General features: G+C 63.4%; 23 protein-coding genes. 20 read left to right on the top strand and 3 right to left on the bottom strand.

Annotated elements, in window-relative coordinates; translation table 11 throughout:
- Nucleotides 1–96 precede the first annotated feature (96 nt).
- On the top strand, nucleotides 97–1,221 hold the full coding sequence (locus BW975_RS07000) for a TIGR03364 family FAD-dependent oxidoreductase (protein WP_076532187.1): 1,125 nt from the start codon (nucleotides 97–99) through the stop codon (nucleotides 1,219–1,221).
- Between the two features lie 29 nt (nucleotides 1,222–1,250).
- On the opposite strand, the gene BW975_RS07005 is transcribed toward BW975_RS07000, so the two are convergent.
- A complete protein-coding gene (locus BW975_RS07005) occupies nucleotides 1,251–1,829 on the bottom strand; it encodes a LabA-like NYN domain-containing protein (protein WP_076532189.1) in 579 nt (192 codons plus the stop codon).
- A 187-nt stretch (nucleotides 1,830–2,016) separates the two neighbouring features.
- Between BW975_RS07005 and folK the strand changes: the two genes are divergently transcribed.
- The 13 genes from folK (at nucleotide 2,017) to BW975_RS07070 (ending at nucleotide 12,351) form a co-directional block, all read left to right on the top strand.
- Complete coding sequence (gene folK / locus BW975_RS07010; RefSeq protein ID WP_076532191.1) at nucleotides 2,017–2,610, top strand: 2-amino-4-hydroxy-6-hydroxymethyldihydropteridine diphosphokinase; 594 nt, start codon at nucleotides 2,017–2,019, stop codon at nucleotides 2,608–2,610.
- 74 nt (nucleotides 2,611–2,684) lie between these two features.
- Nucleotides 2,685–3,038 carry a DNA-directed RNA polymerase subunit omega gene (gene rpoZ, locus BW975_RS07015; protein WP_076532193.1) on the top strand — a complete coding sequence of 118 codons (354 nt, stop codon included), beginning with the start codon at nucleotides 2,685–2,687 and terminating at the stop codon, nucleotides 3,036–3,038.
- A gap of 51 nt (nucleotides 3,039–3,089) precedes the next feature.
- A complete protein-coding gene (locus BW975_RS07020) occupies nucleotides 3,090–5,225 on the top strand; it encodes a RelA/SpoT family protein (RefSeq protein WP_076532195.1) in 2,136 nt (711 codons plus the stop codon).
- Between the two features lie 19 nt (nucleotides 5,226–5,244).
- Complete coding sequence (locus tag BW975_RS07025) at nucleotides 5,245–5,919, top strand: DUF2062 domain-containing protein (RefSeq protein ID WP_076532197.1); 675 nt, start codon at nucleotides 5,245–5,247, stop codon at nucleotides 5,917–5,919.
- An 81-nt stretch (nucleotides 5,920–6,000) separates the two neighbouring features.
- On the top strand, nucleotides 6,001–6,747 hold the full coding sequence (locus BW975_RS07030; protein WP_076532199.1) for a pyridoxine 5'-phosphate synthase: 747 nt from the start codon (nucleotides 6,001–6,003) through the stop codon (nucleotides 6,745–6,747).
- Entirely contained in the window at nucleotides 6,744–7,178 is a 435-nt protein-coding gene (locus BW975_RS07035; protein ID WP_076532201.1) for an ABZJ_00895 family protein, read from the top strand. The genes BW975_RS07030 and BW975_RS07035 overlap by 4 nt, the downstream gene beginning before the upstream one ends.
- Before the next feature lie 10 nt (nucleotides 7,179–7,188).
- Entirely contained in the window at nucleotides 7,189–7,593 is a 405-nt protein-coding gene (acpS, locus tag BW975_RS07040; RefSeq protein ID WP_076532203.1) for a holo-ACP synthase, read from the top strand.
- Between the two features lie 93 nt (nucleotides 7,594–7,686).
- Entirely contained in the window at nucleotides 7,687–8,517 is an 831-nt protein-coding gene (lepB, locus tag BW975_RS07045) for a signal peptidase I (RefSeq protein ID WP_076532205.1), read from the top strand.
- Nucleotides 8,514–9,221: a ribonuclease III gene (gene rnc, locus BW975_RS07050; RefSeq protein WP_076532207.1), complete on the top strand. Its 708-nt coding sequence runs from the start codon at nucleotides 8,514–8,516 to the stop codon at nucleotides 9,219–9,221. The genes lepB and rnc overlap by 4 nt, the downstream gene beginning before the upstream one ends.
- 295 nt (nucleotides 9,222–9,516) lie before the next feature.
- Complete coding sequence (era, locus tag BW975_RS07055; protein ID WP_076532209.1) at nucleotides 9,517–10,422, top strand: GTPase Era; 906 nt, start codon at nucleotides 9,517–9,519, stop codon at nucleotides 10,420–10,422.
- Nucleotides 10,423–10,474: 52 nt separating this feature from the next.
- Nucleotides 10,475–10,807, top strand: coding sequence for a DUF1491 family protein (locus BW975_RS07060; protein WP_076532211.1), 333 nt, complete (start codon nucleotides 10,475–10,477; stop codon nucleotides 10,805–10,807).
- A 58-nt stretch (nucleotides 10,808–10,865) separates the two neighbouring features.
- Nucleotides 10,866–11,600, top strand: coding sequence for a DNA repair protein RecO (gene recO, locus BW975_RS07065; RefSeq protein ID WP_076532213.1), 735 nt, complete (start codon nucleotides 10,866–10,868; stop codon nucleotides 11,598–11,600).
- Between the two features lie 55 nt (nucleotides 11,601–11,655).
- Nucleotides 11,656–12,351 (top strand): fumarylacetoacetate hydrolase family protein, encoded by a 696-nt coding sequence (locus BW975_RS07070; protein ID WP_076533489.1) that lies wholly within the window; start codon nucleotides 11,656–11,658, stop codon nucleotides 12,349–12,351.
- Nucleotides 12,352–12,445: 94 nt separating this feature from the next.
- On the opposite strand, the gene BW975_RS07075 is transcribed toward BW975_RS07070, so the two are convergent.
- Nucleotides 12,446–14,140, bottom strand: a complete 1,695-nt coding sequence (locus tag BW975_RS07075) for an acyl-CoA dehydrogenase family protein (RefSeq protein ID WP_076532214.1) — start codon at nucleotides 14,138–14,140, stop codon at nucleotides 12,446–12,448.
- A 165-nt stretch (nucleotides 14,141–14,305) separates the two neighbouring features.
- Here BW975_RS07075 and BW975_RS07080 point away from each other — a divergent pair, with 165 nt between their 5' ends.
- From BW975_RS07080 to trpB, 5 genes are all read left to right on the top strand, one after another.
- Nucleotides 14,306–15,079: a sulfite exporter TauE/SafE family protein gene (locus BW975_RS07080; RefSeq protein ID WP_076532215.1), complete on the top strand. Its 774-nt coding sequence runs from the start codon at nucleotides 14,306–14,308 to the stop codon at nucleotides 15,077–15,079.
- Between the two features lie 217 nt (nucleotides 15,080–15,296).
- Nucleotides 15,297–15,578 carry an integration host factor subunit beta gene (gene ihfB / locus BW975_RS07085; protein ID WP_076532216.1) on the top strand — a complete coding sequence of 94 codons (282 nt, stop codon included), beginning with the start codon at nucleotides 15,297–15,299 and terminating at the stop codon, nucleotides 15,576–15,578.
- Nucleotides 15,579–15,581: 3 nt separating this feature from the next.
- Complete coding sequence (locus BW975_RS07090; RefSeq protein ID WP_076532219.1) at nucleotides 15,582–15,932, top strand: LapA family protein; 351 nt, start codon at nucleotides 15,582–15,584, stop codon at nucleotides 15,930–15,932.
- Nucleotides 15,933–15,936: 4 nt separating this feature from the next.
- The gene (locus tag BW975_RS07095; RefSeq protein ID WP_076532221.1) at nucleotides 15,937–16,581 is read left to right on the top strand and encodes a phosphoribosylanthranilate isomerase; all 645 of its coding nucleotides are present in this window, start codon (nucleotides 15,937–15,939) and stop codon (nucleotides 16,579–16,581) included.
- A 70-nt stretch (nucleotides 16,582–16,651) separates the two neighbouring features.
- Nucleotides 16,652–17,881: a tryptophan synthase subunit beta gene (trpB, locus tag BW975_RS07100; RefSeq protein WP_076532223.1), complete on the top strand. Its 1,230-nt coding sequence runs from the start codon at nucleotides 16,652–16,654 to the stop codon at nucleotides 17,879–17,881.
- A gap of 255 nt (nucleotides 17,882–18,136) precedes the next feature.
- Here trpB and BW975_RS07105 read toward each other — a convergent pair whose 3' ends face one another.
- On the bottom strand, nucleotides 18,137–19,012 hold the full coding sequence (locus BW975_RS07105) for a 3-hydroxybutyryl-CoA dehydrogenase (RefSeq protein ID WP_076532225.1): 876 nt from the start codon (nucleotides 19,010–19,012) through the stop codon (nucleotides 18,137–18,139).
- 172 nt (nucleotides 19,013–19,184) lie between these two features.
- Here BW975_RS07105 and BW975_RS07110 point away from each other — a divergent pair, with 172 nt between their 5' ends.
- Entirely contained in the window at nucleotides 19,185–20,018 is an 834-nt protein-coding gene (locus tag BW975_RS07110; RefSeq protein ID WP_076533491.1) for a DUF6473 family protein, read from the top strand.
- The last annotated feature ends 56 nt before the right edge of the window (nucleotides 20,019–20,074 follow it).

A 20,074-nucleotide genomic window follows, 5' to 3' on the forward strand; every position in this document is an offset into this window, starting at 1 on the left:
CCGGGCGGCCTGCGTCCAGAGGGGACGGCCGAATTGCCGCGCTTGACGCGGCGCGCGGGCCGCGCGCATCGTCGGACGAAGAGCAGGGGATACGTGATGACATACGATCTGGCCGTGGTTGGCGGCGGCATTCTGGGCCTTGCACATGCGTGGCAGGGCGCGCGCGCCGGGCTGCGCGTCGCCGTGTTCGAGCGTAATGCGTATGCCGACGGCGCATCCGTGCGCAATTTCGGCATGCTTGCCATCGCGGCGCAGCAGCCGGGGCCGGAGCTGCAAAGCGCGCGGGCAAGTCTGGCTGCGTGGCAGGAGGTGGCGGCGAGCGCCGGCATCTCGCTGCGCCAGGCGGGCTGCCTTTTTGTGGCGCGGCGCCCCGAAGAGATGGACCTCTTGGTCGAGAGGGCTGCGGCACGTGGCCCCGACGTGCAGGACTTCACGCTGATTGGCGCCGAGGATCTGGCGTGCCATGCGCCGGGTCTGAAGGAGGGCGCGCTGGGCGCGCTCTATAGCCCCGAGGCGTGGAAGGCGGACCAGCGCGGCGTGCCTGCCGCGATCGCCGCTTGGCTGGCACGCGACCATGGTGTCACCTTTCATTTCGGAACAGAAGTGATCCATGCGGGCGATGGCCAGGTCGAGACGACCGACGGGCAGCACGCGGCGGGCCAGATCGTGATTTGCGGCGGAAATGACTTTGCCCGGCTTTGTCCCGATGCTTGGGCGCAAAGCGGCGTTTCCACCTGTCGGTTGCAGATGCTGCGCACAGCGCCGCAGCCCGAAGGCTGGCGGCTCAAGCCGTTCGTCATGGGCGGGCTCAGCATGGCGCGCTATACCGCGTTTGCCAATTGCGACGCGCTGCCTGCTCTGCGCGCGGTGCAAAGCGCTCAGATGCCCGAGGCTGTGAAACACGGTGTACATGTGATTATCGCGCAGGAGGATGACGGAAGCATCACATTGGGGGACTCGCATCACTATGGTGCCGGTGCCGCGCCAGACGATCCCGCCAAGGTCGATGACTTGATCCTGGCCGAGACAGATGCGCTGATGACACTCCCGGAAAGGCGCATCGCCGCGCGATGGGTCGGCAACTATGCGCATCTGAGCGGTCAGTCGCTCTTGCGGATATCCCCGTGCGCCGGCGTGACAGCGGTCACCGTCACGAACGGGCAGGGAATGACACATGGTTTCGCCGTTGCGGCCGAGACGATCGCAAACCTGACGGCCTGACCGAGCGCAGGCGCGTCAGAGCCGGTCTGTCAATCGGTCGTCTCAACAGTGTCGTTGCTCGAGCGATCATTCTGGCCTTCGCGCGGGGGGCGCCCGATCACGTCTTTGAGATCTTCCAGTTCGATGAAGTTGTCCGCCTGTCTGCGCAGATCGTCCGAAATCATCGGCGGCTGGCTGCGAATGGTCGACACGACAGAAACACGCACGCCCTGCCGCTGTAGCGACTCGACCAGCGGGCGAAAATCGCCGTCGCCGGAGAAGAGCACAATGTGATCGACGCGCGGAGCCAACTCCATCGCATCCACCGCCAGTTCGATATCCATGTTGCCCTTCACCTTTCGGCGACCCTGGCTATCGGTGTATTCCTTGGCGGGCTTCGTCACCATTGTGAAGCCGTTGTAGTTAAGCCAGTCGACCAATGGGCGGATCGGTGAATAGTCGTCATTTTCCAGCAGCGCAGTATAGTAGAACGCGCGCAAAAGCTTGCCGCGGCGCATGAACTCACTGCGCAGCAACTTGTAGTCAATGTCGAACCCCAGTGCCTTACCCGCAGCGTAAAGGTTGGACCCGTCGATAAAGAGCGCCAGGCGCTCGTCTTTGTAGAACATAACGATATCCTTTCGGCCCTCGATGGCGTGGCATGGACCGCGCGGCCTGAGGGACAAGGTGTAAATTCGGCGCCGCATTGGAAAAAGCGGAAGAACCCAAATGGGAGCGCAGTCTTGCCTTGCGGCAGTCGCTCTGAGATCTAGTCATGGTGGCAACGCGGAACCGGCGAGGAAAGGTCCATTCGACATGGCTGACGCGAGGGAATTTGGCGATTTTTTGATAGCTTTGGGCGGAAACATGCCATCCGACGACGTTTCTGGCGCCAGATCGCCCGCCGACACGCTGCGCGCGGCACTGGCGGCGCTGGAAGCCGAAGAGCGGGTCAGTCTTACAGCGGTCAGCCACTTTTACGCCACGCCCTGCTTTCCGGCAGGCGCAGGGCCGGATTACGTGAACGCCGCCGCGCGGCTGGCGAGCCGCGTTGCGCCCGCGGGGATGCTGGACCTGCTCCACCGGATCGAGGCCGAATTCGGACGCATGCGGACCCAGCGGTGGGGGCAGCGGGTGCTGGACCTCGACCTGATTGCCTGCGGCGACACTGTGCTGCCCGATCCTGCGACCTATAGGCAATGGCGCGATCTGCCTCGGGACGCGCAAATGAACTGCGCGCCCGAGACGCTGATCCTGCCGCATCCGCGGCTGGAGGACCGCGCCTTCGTTCTTGTGCCGCTCGCGGATGTGGCGCCGGACTGGTGCCACCCCGTGACCGGGCGCAGCACCGCGCAGATGCTGTCCGATTTGCCGCCCGAAAGCCGCGCTGAGGTGGTGCGCCTGCCGTAACCTGCTTGCACCTGGCCGCGCTGCCGCGTAATAGCAAAGTTTACACCCCGATTCTACTCATTCCCGGAGGTCTCATGGCCCGCGTTACGACCGAAGACTGCGTCGACAAGGTTCCCAACCGTTTCGATCTGGTGCTCCTTGCCGCGCACCGCGCCCGCGAAATCTCGTCCGGCGCATCGCTGACCGTCGAGCGCGACAACGACAAGAACCCCGTTGTTGCCTTGCGCGAAATCGCCGAAGAGACCCAGAGCGCGGCCGAGTTGCGCGAGCGCATGATCGAATCGAACCAGACCGAGATCGAGGTGGACGAGCCCGAGGAGGACCAGATGGCCCTGCTGATGGGCGGCGAGGCCGACAAGCCCGCCGAGGACGACATGTCCGAAGAGCGCCTTCTGCGCGAACTCATGAGGGCGCAAGGTCAGGAGTGACGCCGCGCGCTTCATGCTGACGATGGCCGCGCCGCGCGGCGGGTGAACGTGATGATTACCGCCGACGACCTGATTGCACTGGTCCGCACCTACAACCCACGCTGCGACGAAACGCTGCTGCGGCGCGCCTATGATTACGGGCGCCGCATGCATGACGGGCAAACCCGCCACTCGGGCGAGCCCTATTTCACCCATCCCATCGCCGTTGCATCGATCCTCGCCCAGCAGCGGCTGGGCGATGCGACGCTGGTGACGGCCCTTCTGCACGACACGATCGAGGATACCCGCGCCTCCTACGTGGCGGTTGCCGAGATGTTCGGCAGCGAGATTGCCGATCTGGTCGATGGCGTGACCAAGCTGACCAATCTTCAGCTCAGCAGCAGCGAGACCAAGCAGGCCGAGAATTTCCGCAAGCTGCTGATCGCCATGTCCAAGGACCTGCGCGTCATTCTGGTCAAGCTGGCGGACCGTCTGCACAATATGCGCACCATCAAGGCGATGCGCCCGGACAAACAGGTGCAAAAGGCGCGCGAGACGATGGATATCTATGCGCCGCTTGCCGGCCGCATGGGCATGCAATGGATGCGCGAGGAGCTGGAGGATCTGGCGTTCCGCGTCATCAACCCCGAGGCGCGCGCGTCGATCATGCGCCGTTTCATCACCCTGCAACGCGAATCGGGCGATGTGATCACGCGCATCACCGGCGATATCCGCAAGGAATTGGCCAAGGTCGGCATCGAAGCCGAGGTGCTGGGCCGCGCCAAGAAGCCTTACTCGATCTGGCGCAAGATGCAGGAAAAGGATCTGGCCTTTTCGCGCCTGTCGGACATCTACGGCTTTCGCATCATCTGCGCGTCGGAAAGCGATTGCTATTCCATCCTCGGCGCAATCCACCAGCGTTGGCGCGCCGTGCCGGGCCGGTTCAAGGATTACATCAGCCAGCCCAAATCGAACGGCTACCGCTCGATCCACACCACGGTTTCGGGCCGTGACGGCAAGCGCGTCGAGGTGCAGATCCGCACGCGGCAGATGCACGACGTCGCTGAGGCGGGCGTGGCCGCGCATTGGTCCTACCGCGACGGCGTGCGCAGCGAGAACCCCTTTGCCGTTGATCCCGCCAAGTGGATCAGCACGCTGACCGACCAGCTGGACTCGGGCGACGATCACGAAGATTTCCTCGAGGCGGTCAAGCTCGAGATGTATTCCGATCAGGTCTTCTGCTTCACGCCCAAGGGCGATGTGATCAAGCTGCCGCGCGGTGCGACGCCCATTGATTTCGCCTACGCGATCCACACGCGGATCGGCCATGCGGTGGTGGGCGCCAAGATCGACGGCATGCGCGTGCCTCTCTGGACGCGCATCAAGAACGGGCAATCCGTCGAGGTGATCATCGCAGACGGGCAGATGCCGCAATCCACATGGCTCGAGATAGCGACGACGGGCAAGGCCAAGTCCGCCATCCGCCGCGCCCTGCGCGAGCAGGACCGGGGACGCTACATCAAGCTTGGCCGCGAGCTGGCCCGTGCCGCGTTCGAGCATGTGGGAAAACGCGCGACCGACAAGGCGCTGACCGCTGCCGCGCGTACGTTGCGTCTGCGCGACACCGGATCGCTACTGGCACGCCTCGGCAGTGCCGAATTGACCGCGCGCGAAGTCATCAGCGCGGTCTACCCCGACCTCGCCCCGCAGGGCGGCGAAGAAGTGGGCCGCGACCGCGCGGTGATTGGTCTCGAGCCTGGCCAACGTTTTGAACGGGCAAAATGCTGCGAGCCATTGCCGGGCGAGCGTATCGTCGGCATCACCTTTCGCGGGCAGGGCGTTACCGTGCATGCCATCGACTGCGACATCTTGCAGAACTACGAGGCGCAGCCGGAACGCTGGATCGACCTTGCCTGGCATTCGGGTACCCACGCCGCCGCCTATACCGTCGCGCTCGATATCACGATGAGCAATGACGCGGGCGTGCTTGGCCGAATTTGCACCTTGATCGGCGAGTGCAACGCCAATATCTCCGACCTTACATTCGTGGATCGCAAGCCGGATTTTTACCGCATCCTCGCCGTGCTGGAGCTGCGCGACGCCGAGCAACTGCACAATGTCATCAGCGTTCTGGACGCCGACAGCGACGTCGCCCAGATAGAGCGTCACCGCGACACCGTCTCTGCCGCTGGCAAGGGCGCAACCTGAAGTAGAAAGAGGGCTCGCATTGGTCTTCAAGCGACGAGACAGAAGATCCGTCTGGAAGGCCACCGCTCGCTTCTTCTGGCCGCAGGGGGGGTGGACGCGCGCGGCAAAATACGTGCGCCATCGTCTCACCCGCTTGCCAGACCCGCCGCACCGTATCGCGCGCGGCATCTTTGCGGGTGTTCTGGTGACCTTTTCGCCCTTCTTCGGACTGCATTTCGTGCTGGCCGCGCTGATCGCCATGATCCTGCGCGGCAATATCATCGCGTCACTGCTGGCCACCTTCGTAGGCAATCCGCTGACGTTTCTGGCCATCGCCGCCAGCTCGCTTCAGACCGGGCATTTCCTACTGGGCACGGGGCGCAATGTGCTGCAGGAGTCAGATCTGAGCCTGGCCGAGAAATTCTCGGGTGCGGCGGCGGATCTCAAGCATAACTTTCTGTCGATCTTCACTCATGAGCGCGCGCATTGGGATCAGCTGGCGCTGTTCTACAATGATGTGTTTCAGCCCTACATGGTCGGCGGGATCGTCGTGGGGCTGATCGCGGGTCTGGCAGGCTATTATTTCTCGCTGCCGATTATCATGGTTTACCAAAAGCGCCGTCAGGCCAAGTTGAAGGCGAAATGGATCGCGCTCAAGCAAAAGGCCGCGGTGGAAGATGCGAAAGCGTCACACAATGAAACCGGCCCGCGTTAGGTGACTTGACGCCGTGGCGCTGTGCCATTTGAGTTGAAGGTGTCATGCGCCGGCGCAGGTCGGGGCATCGCGGGGGAAGTTATGCCAGATATATCCAGATTGCGCCTCGGCGTGAACATCGACCATGTCGCCACCTTGCGCAACGCGCGCGGTGGCGCGGTTCCGGACCCGATCCGCGCCGCGCTGATGGCCGAGGCCGCAGGCGCCGATGGGATTACCGCCCATCTGCGCGAGGACCGCCGCCATATCGTCGACAGCGATATCGACGCGTTGATGGCGCAGTTGACCGTGCCGCTGAACTTCGAGATGGCCGCGACCGAGGAAATGCAGGCCATCGCGCTGCGCCTCAAACCCCATGCCGTCTGTCTCGTTCCCGAAAAGCGCGAAGAACGCACGACCGAGGGCGGGCTGGACGTGGCCCGCACCGAGGACAAGCTGACCCGCTACATCGCGCCCCTGCGCGAAGCCGGCTGTCGCGTGTCCATCTTCATCGCCGCCGACGCGGAGCAGATCGAGGCGGCGGCGCGCACCGGCGCCGACATCATTGAGCTTCATACCGGCGCCTATTGCGATGCCCATGCCGATGGCCACATGGATGTCCGAGATCGCGAATTCGAGGCGCTCCGCGAGATGGCGACATACGCCCACTCGCTCGGCCTTGAGGTCCATGCCGGCCACGGGCTGACTTTCGACACGGTCGCGCCCATTGCCGCGCTACCCGAGGTCATGGAGCTGAATATCGGCCATTTCCTGATTGGCGAATCCGTCTTTCTGGGGCTGGAAGGTGCCATCGCCAAGATGCGCAGCCTGATGGATGCCGCCCGATGAATTACCTGCGCTACACCGCCGTATTCTTGGGCATCGCGGTCCTCTCGGCGTTAATCGTCCTGGCGCTGAATGCCTGGGCGGATGCGGGTCTCGGTTCGGCTGGACAGCTTTTGGCCCCGGCGATGATCGCGGCCCTTCTCGAAGGCCGCTCTTTCGTGCGCGAGGAATCGCGCATGCCCAACCCGTCCGAGGCGTGGAATTTCGCGCTGCTGGCGACGGGGCTGGCCATCGTTCTCAATGTGGCGCTCAGCTATGCCTCGACCTGGGTCATCCCGCCCGCATCGGTGCAAAGCGTGACACCCTTCGGCACGCGCGGCTACTGGATCATGCTTGTCGTGCATTCGATCATCTACCTTCTGTCCAACCGATTTTTCCTGGGCCTCGGCGCGCGCAACGAAGAGGCGCGCCGCAACCGGCCCGGCGCCTCCTGATCGCGCGCGCATGATCCTCGGCATCGGCACGGATCTGGCCAATATCGAGCGGATCGCCCGCACGCTCGACCGCTTTGGCGACCGCTTTCGCAATCGCGTGTTTACGCCGATTGAGCAGCAAAAGGCCGAGGCCCGCGCCGATACCCCCGGCACCTACGCCAAACGCTGGGCCGCCAAGGAGGCCTGTTCCAAGGCGCTGGGCACCGGCCTGCGGATGGGCATCGCGTGGAAGGACATGGCCGTCAGCAACCTGCACACAGGCCAGCCGGTGATGGAGGTCACGGGCTGGGCCGCCGAACGTCTGGCCGAGATGACGCCGCCGGGCCATGACGCGCTGATCCACGTCACGCTGACCGATGATCACCCTTGGGCGCAAGCCTTCGTCGTGATCGAGGCGCGGCCCCTCGCGCCCTAGCGCCGCCACCACAGGCGCCGGGTTGACTTGGCCGCGCCCCGCGCCCATGAAGCATCGGCACACAGCATCCACGACGACAGGCGGAGACGGCGCATGGCCAAAGATGCCAAAACTGGCAATCCCATCATCGAGACGATCAAGACGGTGGTCTTTGCGCTGCTGATCGCGGGCCTCTTTCGTACCCTGTTCTTTCAGCCGTTCTGGATCCCCTCCGGCTCGATGAAAGACACGCTGCTGATCGGGGATTTTCTTTTCGTGAACAAGATGGCCTATGGCTATTCCTACGCGTCGTGCCCCTCGATCGCGATTGGCCCGATCGACATTGATGCCGCGGATATTTGCGGCTTCCTCGATGGCGATAACACCCGCATCTGGGGCGAGGAGCCCGAGCGCGGCGACATCATCGTCTTTCGCCATCCGGTGAACCAAAAGGACTTCATCAAGCGGCTGGTCGGCATGCCCGGCGACACTGTCCAGATGAAGGATGGCGTTTTGCATCTGAACGGCACGGCGGTCGATCTGCAGGATGACGGCACCTTCGACGAGGTCTACGCGCCCCAAGGTTCGATGAATTCGCGCCCGCGCTGCGAAAACGGCGTCGTGGGCGAGGGCGGGCTTTGCACCAAGTCGCGCCAGATCGAGACGCTCCCCGGCGGGCATAGCCACGCGATCCTCAATATCGACGATCAGCGTTCGGACGACACCGGCGTCTTTACCGTGCCCGAAGGGCATTACTTTTTCCTCGGCGACAACCGCGACAACTCGACCGACAGCCGGTATCCGCAGACCGTGGGCGGCGTCGGATTTGTGCCCTACGAGAACCTGATCGGCCGCGCGGGCCGCGTCATCTTCTCCTCGGCGGGCTCGTCCATGCTCTATTTCTGGACATGGCGGGGGGACCGCTTCTTCAAGAGGCTCGATTGAAACTCTCGGGTGAATTGACGAATTTCGCAGGCCGGCTGGGGCATGAATTTACCCGGCCCGCCCTGCTGATCGAGGCGGTCACGCACCCCTCGATGTCGTCGCCCAGTCGGGCGGACAACCAGCGGCTGGAATTCTTGGGCGATCGCGTGCTGGGCCTCGTCATGGCCGAGGCGCTGCTGGAGCATGACCCTACCGCCGCCGAAGGCCAGTTGGCGCCGCGCTTCAACGCGCTGGTGCGCAAGGAGGCCTGCGCCGACGTCGCGCGCCAGATCGATCTGGGCAAGGTGCTGAAACTTGGCCGATCCGAGATGCTGTCGGGCGGGCGCCGCAAGGAGGCGCTTTTGGGCGATGCGATGGAGGCGGTGATCGCCGCGGTCTATCTTGACGCAGGGTTTGACGCCGCCCGCGCCATGATCATGCGCCTTTGGGGCGCGCGCATCGGCGATGTGGCCGACGATGCGCGCGACCCCAAGACCGCGCTGCAGGAATGGGCGCAGGCGCGCGGGATGACTCCGCCGAAATACCTGCAGACGGATCGCAGCGGGCCTGACCACGCCCCGCAATTCACCATTACGGCCCAGTTGCCCAATGGCGCCGCCGAGGCCGCCACCGCAGGCTCCAAGCGCCAGGCCGAGCAGGCCGCGGCGCAGATGCTCCTCACGCGGCTGGAAAGTGGTCAGACAAAAACGCCCCCGGAGGATTGACCTCGGGGGCGCGACACTTCGTACCCGCATCTGCCATATAAGAGACGGGCGGAATTATTTCTTTTACATCGCAGCAATCAAGGCAGCGGGCAGGGCGACCATGCCAGCGGTGATAAGCGTGATGGAAAGTGCGAGACCTTTGAACATGATATATCCTCCCGATTTTTTGTTCTCAGAACAGATAGGCGCGCGCAGACCCGCCCCAATGCGACCTGGCGCCGCAGGCGCGGCGCCCTCTGGGCATTGCCGCGCCGATCGGGTAGGGCTGCAGCCTGCAACAGACGGATAGAGACCCATGAGCACACGCGCCGGATTCGTAGCCCTGATCGGTGAGCCGAACGCAGGCAAGTCGACCCTGCTGAACCGCATGGTCGGCGCCAAGGTGTCCATCGTCACGCACAAGGTGCAGACGACGCGCGCGCGCATTCGCGGCGTCGCCATCGAGGGCGAGACACAGCTGATCTTCGTCGACACGCCGGGCCTCTTTCAGCCGCGCCGCCGGCTGGACCGCGCCATGGTGGCCGCCGCCTGGAGTGGCGCTTCGGACGCCGATGTGGTCGTCCTGCTGATCGAGGCGCATCGCGGTATGACCGAGGGCGTCGAACGTATCCTCGAAAACCTGCCGAACGCGACCAAGGGCCGCAAGGTCGCGCTTGCCATCAACAAGATCGATCGCGTCGAATCGCCCAAACTTCTGGCTCTGACTCAAAAGATGAACGAGCGTTTCGCTTTTGATGAAACCTACCTGATCTCGGCCGAGAAGGGCCACGGCGTCGATGCGCTGCGCCAGTGGCTGGCGGGCGAGATGCCCGAGGGCCCATGGCTCTACCCCGAGGACCAGATCGCGGATCTGCCGATGCGCATGATTGCCGCCGAAATGACCCGCGAGAAACTGACCCTGCGCCTCCATCAGGAGCTGCCCTACCAGCTGACGGTCGAGACCGAAAACTGGGAAGAGCGCGACGACGGCTCGGCCCGCATCGACCAGCTGATCTATGTCATGCGCGACGGGCACAAGGGCATCGTGCTGGGCCGCAAGGGCGAGACGATCAAGCAGGTCGGCGCCGCCGCCCGCGCCGAGCTGGAGGAATTTCTGGGCCGCCGCGTCCATCTTTTCCTGCAGATCAAGGTGCGCCCGAACTGGCTGGAAGAGGCCGAGCGCTATTCCGAAATGGGCCTCGACTTCAAGGATGGGAACTAAGGCGCGCGTCCATGTTTCAACTTGGCAAAAATACTCAAATCCCGCTGATGCCATGACGCGCCTCACCGCAGATTTCTGGGTGCATGCCTATCTTGCGCGCCTGCGCGGGCTTGATATTCCGGCCTTCGTGACCGCCCATGGCGACGACACCGCAGGCGCCGTTCTGGTTAAGCTCAACACGCTCGACGGCAAGGCCGCCGCGTTCCAGCGCAGCTTCGATCTGATGTCCGGCGCGCGCAATTGGCAGACGTTGACCGAAGGCCCCGAGGCCGAGGTGGACGCCTCCATCGCCCGCCAGCGCGGCTTCGATCCAGATCTATGGGTGATCGAGGTCGAGGACCGCGCCGGGCGGCACCTCCTGGACCAGCCCGGCCTTGCTGAATGAGGCGCTTGCCATAGCTCTGCGCGGCGTGCCTCATGGCGGGGCAGGAGGGTGATGCAGCATGGAATGGCGCGATCAGGGGATACTTTTATCGGTGCGCCGGCACGGTGAGAGTGCCGCAATCATAGAGGTGCTGACGCCCAGTCGCGGGCGCCACGCGGGCGTCGTGCGTGGCGGCGCCTCGCGCAAGCTGGCCCCCATCCTGCAACCCGGCGCGCAGCTGGACCTCGCGTGGCGCGCGCGGCTGGAGGACCACATAGGCACCTTTACGGTCGAGCCTGTTCGCAGCCGTGCCAGCCACGTCATGAGCGACCGCCTCGCGCTGGCGGGCCTCAATGCGGTGACGTCATTGCTGCTGTTCTCGCTGCCCGAGCGTGAGGCGCATCTGCCGCTTTATGCGCGGACCGAGGCGCTGCTCGATCTCATGGGCGAACGGGACATCTGGCCGTTGGCCTATCTGCAATGGGAATTGGCGCTGCTGGAGGAGATGGGCTTTGGCCTTGATTTCAGCGCCTGCGCCGCGCTGGGGGCACGGGCCAATGACCTCAGCTACGTCTCGCCCCGTACGGGCCGGGCGGTATCGCGCGCGGGCGCGGGCGAATGGGCGGATCGCCTTCTGCCGCTGCCCGCCTGCCTTCTGGGTCATGGCGGCGCGCCGGATGATGAAATTGCGCAGGGTTTTGATCTGACCGGGCATTTCTTGCACAACTGGCTGGCGCCCGAGCTGGGATCGAAACCGCTGCCCGAGGCGCGCGCCCGCTTTGTCGAGCGGTTCAAGGCGCGCGCCACGCTTTGACAGCCCCTGCGCCGCGCCGCATAAAGGCGCGGCAATGCAAATGGAGACGACCCGCATGACCGCCGCACCCCTGTTCGATGTCCCGCCCGCCCCGTCCGTCGCCATCGCCGGAAGTGCCTCGCACTTCCCCGTGCGCCGCGTCTTTTGCGTGGGCCGGAATTATGCCGCCCATGCCGCCGAGATGGGCAATGAGGTGGACCGTGCCGCGCCCTTCTACTTCACCAAATCAGCCCATGCGGTGATCCCCTCGGGGTCGGAAATCGCCTATCCGGCGGGCACCCGTGACTGCCATTACGAGATGGAATTCGTCATCGCCATCGGAGCGGATGCACATGAGGTTTCCGAGGCGGATGCGATGGACGCGGTCTATGGCTATGCCTGCGGTATCGACCTGACGCGCCGCGATTTGCAGGCGCAGGCCAAGGACGGGCGCAAGCCTTGGGATCTGGGTAAGGATTTCGAGAATTCCGCGCTGATGGGCGCGATCACGCCAGCGCCCGCGTTCGGCGCGCCGGGTGATCAGGCCATCACCCTCGATCTGGATGGCAAGCGCGTTCAGGAGGCGAAGCTGTCGGACATGGTCTGGTCCGTGCCAGAGATCATCGCGCATCTGTCGCGCTTTTACCGCCTTGCGCCAGGAGATCTTATCTATACCGGCACGCCTGCCGGCGTGGGGCCCGTGGTGCCGGGCTGCGCGCTGAGCGGCGCGATTGACGGGCTGGAGCCGATTACGCTGACCATCGCGAAATAGATGGATCTGCTCCGGTTTGCGGGCCGGGCATGAGTATTTTTGCCAAGATGAAGTTGCAGCACGGCGCCCCTGATTAGGGGGCGCCGTATCTGATTTAGTTGCTCTGGCTGAGGAGGCGGCGGGCGATGACCTGCGCCTGGATCTCGGCGGCGCCCTCGAAGATGTTGAGGATGCGCGCGTCGCACAGAATGCGGCTGATCTTGTATTCGAGCGCGAAGCCATTGCCACCGTGGATTTGAAGGCCATTGTCGGCAGCGGCCCAGGCGACGCGGGCGCCCAAGAGCTTGGCCATGCCCGCCTCGAGATCGCAGCGGCGCCCCTGATCCTTTTCCCAAGCCGAGAAATAGGTGAGCTGGCGCGCGACCATGATTTCGACCGCCATCATGGCCAGCTTGCCCGACACGCGGGGAAAGGCGATCAGCGGACCGCCGAACTGTTTGCGGTCTTGGGCGTATTGCATCGACACGTCGAGCGCCGATTGCGCGACGCCGACGGCGCGAGCCGCCGTCTGGATGCGGGCGCTCTCGAACGTCTCCATCAACTGCTTGAAACCTTTGCCTTCTTCGCCGCCCAAAAGGTTCTCGCCCTTGATGTGGAAGCCATCAAAGGCGATCTCGTATTCCTTCATGCCGCGATAGCCCAGCACTTCGATCTCGCCACCGGACATGCCCTCGGTGGGGAAGGGCGCCTCGTCCGTGCCGGGGGTTTTCTCGGCCAGGAACATCGACAGGCCCTTGTGATCGGTGCTGTCCGGGTCCGTGCGCGCCAGAAGGGTCATCATATGCGTGCGGGCGGCATGGGTGATCCATGTCTTGCTGCCGGTGACGCGGTAATCATCGCCGTCCTTTGCCGCGCGGGTGCGCAGGCTGCCGAGGTCCGAGCCGGTGTTCGGCTCGGTAAAGACCGCCGTCGGCAGGATTTCGGCGCTGGCGAGCTTGGGGAGCCAATGCGCCTTCTGGTCGTCGGTGCCGCCGCAGATGATCAGTTCGGCGGCGATCTCGCTGCGGGTGGCGAGAGAGCCGACGCCGATATAGCCGCGGCTCAGCTCTTCGGAGACAACGACCATGGACGCTTTGCTGAGGCCCAGCCCACCGAATTCTTCGGGGATGGTCAGACCGAAGACGCCCATCTCGGCCAGCTCCTCGATGATCTCCATCGGGATCAGCTCGTCCTTGAGGTGCCAGTCATGGGCATGAGGCTCGACCCGGTCGAGCGCGTAGCGGCGGAATTGCTCGCGGATCATCTCGAGCTCGTCATCGAGGCCGGAGCGGCCCACGGTGATCTCGGCGCTGCGTTCCTGCATCAGCTGGACGAGGCGGGTGCGCGCGGCCTGGGTATTTCCGTGCTGAGTCAGCGTCTGAACTTCGGGCGTCATCAGGTCGCGCATCTGGTCCTGGCTAAGGCCGATATCCTGAAGGCGAAGGATCTCGCCCTGGCTCATCGGGATGCCGCCGTAAATCTGCCAGAGATATTCGCCGAAGGCGATCTGGTGGATCAGCGCTTCGACCTCGCCGAACTGGCCCTCGGCTGTCAGCCTGTCGGCCCAGGCCTGCATCTGGCGCAGCGCCTCGGCGTAGGTGGCCAGCCACGCCAGGCCGTGCGCTGCGGTCTGATGGGCATCGACCTGAGCGCCCGACACGCGCCCCTCGACGGTAACGCGCGTGCGCAGGGCTTCTTTGGCGCTGGCCAGAATAGTGCCTACAGGCGCCAGAGACGCGCGCGTCAGATCGCTTAGCGCGTCCAGAAGAACGGTTTCTGCCGTCAGATCGATTTGTCCGTCATGGGCCATGTCAGCATCCTTTCGTATCTGCGTCTGTCCTAATCCCTTCGCAGGTGCAGCGCAACTATAAGTCCAAAGATGATGCGAAATTGTTCTAATCTTGCGCGTCAAAATAGCACACCTGGGCTGTGCAGGCCATTTCAACGCCACGCCATCAGGCGTATGGAGTGCGCTATGGACATCTTCGCCCCTCTCGGCCCGCCCGAACTTTGGATCTTTGCCTATGTGATCGCGCTCGCCGCGGGGATCATCAAGGGTGTCGTCGGCTTTGCGATGCCGCTCATCCTCTTGTCCGGGCTCAGCAGCTTTGTTGCGCCGGATCTCGCGCTGGCATGTCTGATCGTGCCAACTCTTCTGACCAATGCGTGGCAGGCCCTGCGCCAGGGGCCGCGCGCGGCGCTCCACTCTCTCAAGCGGTTCAAGCTGTTCCTTGTCTGCGGCGGGGCGGTGCTGCTTCTCAGCGCGCAACTGGTGCCGGTTTTGCCGGCTTCGGTACTTTTGCTGATCATCGCGGTGCCACTGCTGGCCTATGCGGGCACCTCGCTGGCGGGCCGTCCGCTGCGCCTGCCGCCGCGTCCGGGCCGCGGGGTCGAGGCGGGGATGGGTGCAGCTGCAGGGTTTATCGGCGGGCTGTCGGGCGTCTGGGGGCCGATCACCGTCGCGATGCTGACCGCGATGGAGACAGAGAAGCGCGAGCAGGTGCGCATCCAAGGCGTCATGTATGGCCTCGGTGCGCTGGCACTGGCGGCGGCGCATGTCACCTCGGGCGTGCTGAACGCGCAGACATTGCCCTTGTCGCTGGCGCTGGTCCCTCCGGCGCTATTGGGGATCTGGACGGGCTTTCAAATCCAGGACCGGATCGATCAGGCGCTCTTTAAACGGCTGACACTGTGGATCCTTCTATTAGCGGGTTTGAACCTGCTGCGCCGCGGCATCATCGCGCTTTGACTGCGAATCGGAGCAGGGCACCGGCCTGTACTGGCGGCGTGCCAGCAGCGGCTCGGGCCGCCGCCATATGCCAAGACGGCCGGCCAAATCTGCGCCAAGCCGCCTATTTTACGGATTCCGCTCGCAAATTCGTGCTTTCTGTTTTTGTTTTCCGGCAATCGACTTATAGTCACCACCAAGCCGCGATGGCATATAACATTCGACCGGGGGGCCACCGATGATCCGATCGGAACTGATTCAAAAGATCGCCGACGACAATCCACATCTCTACCAGCGCGACGTGGAGCGGATCGTGAATACTGTCTTCAACGAGATCACGGATGCAATGGCGGCGGGAAACCGGGTCGAGCTGCGCGGCTTTGGCGCATTCTCGGTGAAGAAGCGCGACGCGCGCGTCGGGCGGAACCCGCGGACTGGCGAATCCGTTCCTGTCGAAGAAAAACACGTGCCCTTCTTCAAGACCGGCAAGCTCTTGCGGGACCGCCTGAACGGAAAGTAATCAATGCGCTATATTCGCTATGCCTCGATCGCCATCTTCGCGCTGGCCCTGATCCTTATCGCCCTCGCGAACCGCGTCTACGTGCCCGTGCGGCTGGTCCCGGACGAGTTGTCGGGTTTCACCGCACTCAATCCGGCGCATGAGGTGCCGCTTTTCGTGGTGATCTTTGGCGCCATCCTGGCGGGCCTCGTGCTTGGATTCATCTGGGAATGGATCCGCGAGGCGGGTGAGCGGGCCGCCGCCGCACGCCAAGCGCGCGAAATGCAGCGCCTGCGCGCCGAGATCAAGCGCCTCAAGGCCGAAAAGCACGAGGGCAAGGACGAGGTTCTGGCCCTGCTCGACGGCAATAACTAGGCCCATGGGGCGCGACATTCGGATAAAGATGTGCGGCCTGCGCACTGCGGAAGATGTGGCGGCTGCGGCGGATGCTGGGGCGCATTACGTAGGCTTTGTCTTTTTCGAGCGTTCGCCCCGGAATGTGACCTTGGCCGAGGCCCGCGACATGGCGTTGGCCACGCCCGAGGGAATTGCCAAGGTTGCGCTGGTCGTGGATGCGGGTGATGCCGCGCTCGATGCGCTGATGGCGGATGTCCCGCTGGATATGCTGCAACTGCACGGTCACGAGTCGCCCGCGCGCGTAACCGAGATCAAGACGCGGTACGGGTTGCCGGTGATGAAGGCGATCGGCATCGCCGAGGCGCCCGATCTCGGGCAGATCGCCCTCTATTCGGGCGTCGCCGACCAGCTTTTGATCGATGCCAAGCCGCCCAAGGGCGCGGCCTTGCCCGGCGGCAATGCACTGGCCTTTGACTGGTCGTTGATTTCCGGGCGCCGGTGGACGCGGCCCTGGATGCTGGCTGGCGGGTTGACCCCGGATAACGTCGCCGAGGCGATCCGGCGCACGGGCGCGCAGCAGCTCGACGTCAGCTCGGGGATCGAGAGCGCGCCTGGCGTCAAGAACCCAGACCTCATGCGCGCCTTCGCCGCAGCTGCGCGCAGCTGACGGAATTTAGCTGGAAAACCCGGCCCGCCTCACATATCCATCGGTCAACGCGTCAGGAAAGGCTTGCCAAATGAACGACCTCTTCAACAGCTTCATGACCGGACCCGATGAAAAGGGCCGTTTCGGAGATTTCGGTGGCCGTTTCGTCAGCGAGACGTTGATGCCGCTCATTCTCGAGCTGGAAGAGCAGTATGAGCACGCCAAGACCGACGACAGTTTCTGGGCGGAAATGCACGACCTTTGGACCCACTACGTCGGTCGCCCCAGCCCGCTGTATTACGCCGAGCGGATGACCGAGAAACTGGGTGGCGCCAAGATTTACCTCAAGCGCGACGAGCTGAACCATACGGGCGCCCACAAGATCAACAACGTGCTGGGCCAGATCATCCTCGCCCGCCGCATGGGCAAGACGCGTATCATCGCCGAGACGGGCGCAGGCCAGCACGGCGTGGCAACAGCCACCGTTTGCGCCAAGTTTGGCCTGAAATGCATCGTCTATATGGGCGCGCATGACGTCGAGCGGCAAAAGCCCAACGTCTTTCGCATGCGTCTACTGGGGGCCGAAGTGGTGCCGGTGACCTCCGGTCGCGGAACGCTGAAGGATGCAATGAACGACGCGCTGCGCGACTGGGTGACCAACGTACGCGATACGTTTTATTGCATCGGCACGGTGGCCGGCCCGCACCCCTATCCCGCGATGGTCCGCGATTTCCAGAGCATCATCGGCAAAGAAGCCAAGGAACAGATGCACGCCGCCGAGGGGCGGCTGCCCGACACGATCATCGCCTCGATCGGCGGCGGCTCAAACGCGATGGGCCTCTTCTATCCGTTCCTCGACGACAAGGACGTGAACATCATCGGTGTCGAAGCTGGCGGGCGCGGCGTGAATGACAAGATGGAGCATTGCGCGTCCCTGACAGGGGGGCGCCCGGGGGTGCTGCACGGCAACCGGACATACCTGCTTCAGGACGATGACGGTCAGATCCTCGAGGGCTATTCGATCTCTGCCGGTCTCGATTATCCCGGCATTGGGCCGGAGCATAGCTGGCTCCACGATATCGGCCGCGCGAAATACGTCTCCATCACCGACAAGGAGGCGTTGGAAGCGTTCCAGTTCAGCTGCGCGCTTGAAGGGATCATTCCGGCCCTCGAGCCCAGCCATGCCTTGGCTCATGTCATGAAGATCGCGCCCGATCTGCCCAAGGATCACTTGATGATCATGAATATGTGCGGGCGCGGCGACAAAGACATTTTTACCGTGGCCAAGCATCTCGGCTTCGGCATGGAAGAAAAAGACTGACGGTATCATGATCCGGCGCGGCGCATGTGGCCGGTGCCGGATTTTGAGTATTTTTGCCAAGATGAAAGTCGAAGTCCACCCCGCCGTTCGGCAGGCCCATTTTGGCGCGGGACGGCGGGGCTTCACCTTGGACGGCCATCGGCTCTCCAGCCTGTACCGCACAGAAAGGCTAGCCGCATTAACCTTAATGCGCGGTTAAGTCCGAATTCATCTTGGCAAAAATACTCATCGGACGGTCAAAGCCGCCGCGCGAGGTTAGCGTGTCGGCTGCGGCTCATCGCCGCGATAGTCGTAAAAACCGCGCCCCACCTTGCGGCCCAGCCACCCGGCCTCGACATATTTTGTCAGCAGGGGGCAGGGACGGTATTTGGTGTCTGCCAGCCCGTCATGCAGCACATTCATGATGGCGAGGCATGTATCCAGCCCGATGAAATCGGCCAGTTCCAGCGGACCCATCGGATGGTTCGCGCCCAGCTTCATCGACTGGTCGATCGAGCGGACGTTGCCGACGCCCTCATAGAGCGTATAAACCGCCTCGTTGATCATCGGCATAAGGATGCGGTTGACGATGAAACCCGGGAAATCCTCGGCTGAAGCCGCAGTCTTACCCAGTTTCTGCACCACGGCAAGGCAGGCGTCATAGGTGGGTGCATCAGTGGCGATTCCTCGGATCAGTTCCACCAGGCTCATCACCGGCACAGGGTTCATGAAGTGAAACCCCATGAATTTCTCGGGCCGGTCCGTGCGGCTGGCGAGGCGGGTGATCGAAATCGAGGAGGTGTTCGATGTCAAAATCGTATCGGGTCCCAGATGCGGCACCAGATCCTCGAAGATCGCCTGCTTGACCGTCTCGCGCTCGGTCGCCGCCTCGATGATCAGGTCGTTCTTGCCCAGGTCCGTCAGGGTCAGTGTTGTTTTGACGCGGTCCAACGCGCCGTCCATATCGGCTTGGCTGATCTTTTCGCGGCTGACCTGCCGCTCGAGATTGCGGCGCATCGTGGCCATCGCAGCGTCAAGCGCGTCCTGGCTGACATCGGTCATCGTTACGTCATATCCGGCCACCGCCATAACATGCGCAATGCCATTGCCCATCTGCCCTGCGCCGACGATGCCGATTGTCTGGATGTCCATGCCCGTGTGCCCCGCTTGCGAATTCGGCGTCACAATAGGCCTTGGGGCAGGGGGGCCGCAAGGGGCGGACAGCGGAGGCGATCCGCGAAAGGTTTAAATGAATTCACGCTTTAGTCATTTCTAAAGGGATTGCGCCGATTCTCGTCCTCGGGTGAACTTTTTGGTGGGAAAAATGGCTTATGAAAAGCTGGAGGCGACGCCTCTTGATTACATGCCGTGCCGGTATGGCACGTCAAAACTTCTCTTTCGCGGCCCTGCGCGCGACCTTGAGGGGCGCTACATCGCCTTTCTGGGCGGGACCGAGACTTACGGCAGGTTCATTCAGCGCCCGTTTCCGGCGCTGGCGGAGGATGCACTGGATCTGACCTGCGTCAATCTGGGCTGGCCGAATGCCGGGCTCGATGTTCTGCTGCACGATAGCGAGATTCTAAGAACCGCGACCCGGTCCGAACTGGTGGTCCTGCAGGTGCTGGGTGCGCAAAATATGTCGAACCGATATTTTACGGTGCATCCACGCCGCAATGATCGGTTCGTGCAGGCTTCGGCGCTCTTGCGCGGCATCTTTCCCGAGGTGGATTTCACCGAGTTTCACTTCACGCGCCATATGCTGGGCTGTCTGGCACTGCTGGCGCCGGACCGATTTACCGTGGTGAGGCGCGAATTGCAGGATGCGTGGATTGCGCGAATGAAGCTGGTACTCAGCCGGATCGATGCGCCTGTGCTGCTCTTGTGGATGTCGGCACATCCGCCGCAGGACTGTGCGAATGAGCCCGCGATTGGTGCGGATCCGGCATTCGTGACACGCCGCATGCTGAGGGCCGTCACGGGGACGCGCGTGCAGCTTGTTGATGCGACGCTGAGTGCGCAAGCATTGGGGCAGGGCAGCAAGGGGATGATGCATTCCCAATTCGACGCGAATGCGGCGGCTGAATTGCCGGGCCCGGCGGCACATGCCGAGGTGGCGCAGCGTCTGATCGATGCAATCAAGGCCCAAGGCAAGCGATAGGCGCCCATGCGAAAAGAGAACGGCCCGCCTGTGAAATCCACGGGCGGGCCGGTCCA

This window comes from Roseovarius nanhaiticus (assembly GCF_900156535.1).
Taxonomy (GTDB): Bacteria; Pseudomonadota; Alphaproteobacteria; order Rhodobacterales; family Rhodobacteraceae; genus Roseovarius; species Roseovarius nanhaiticus.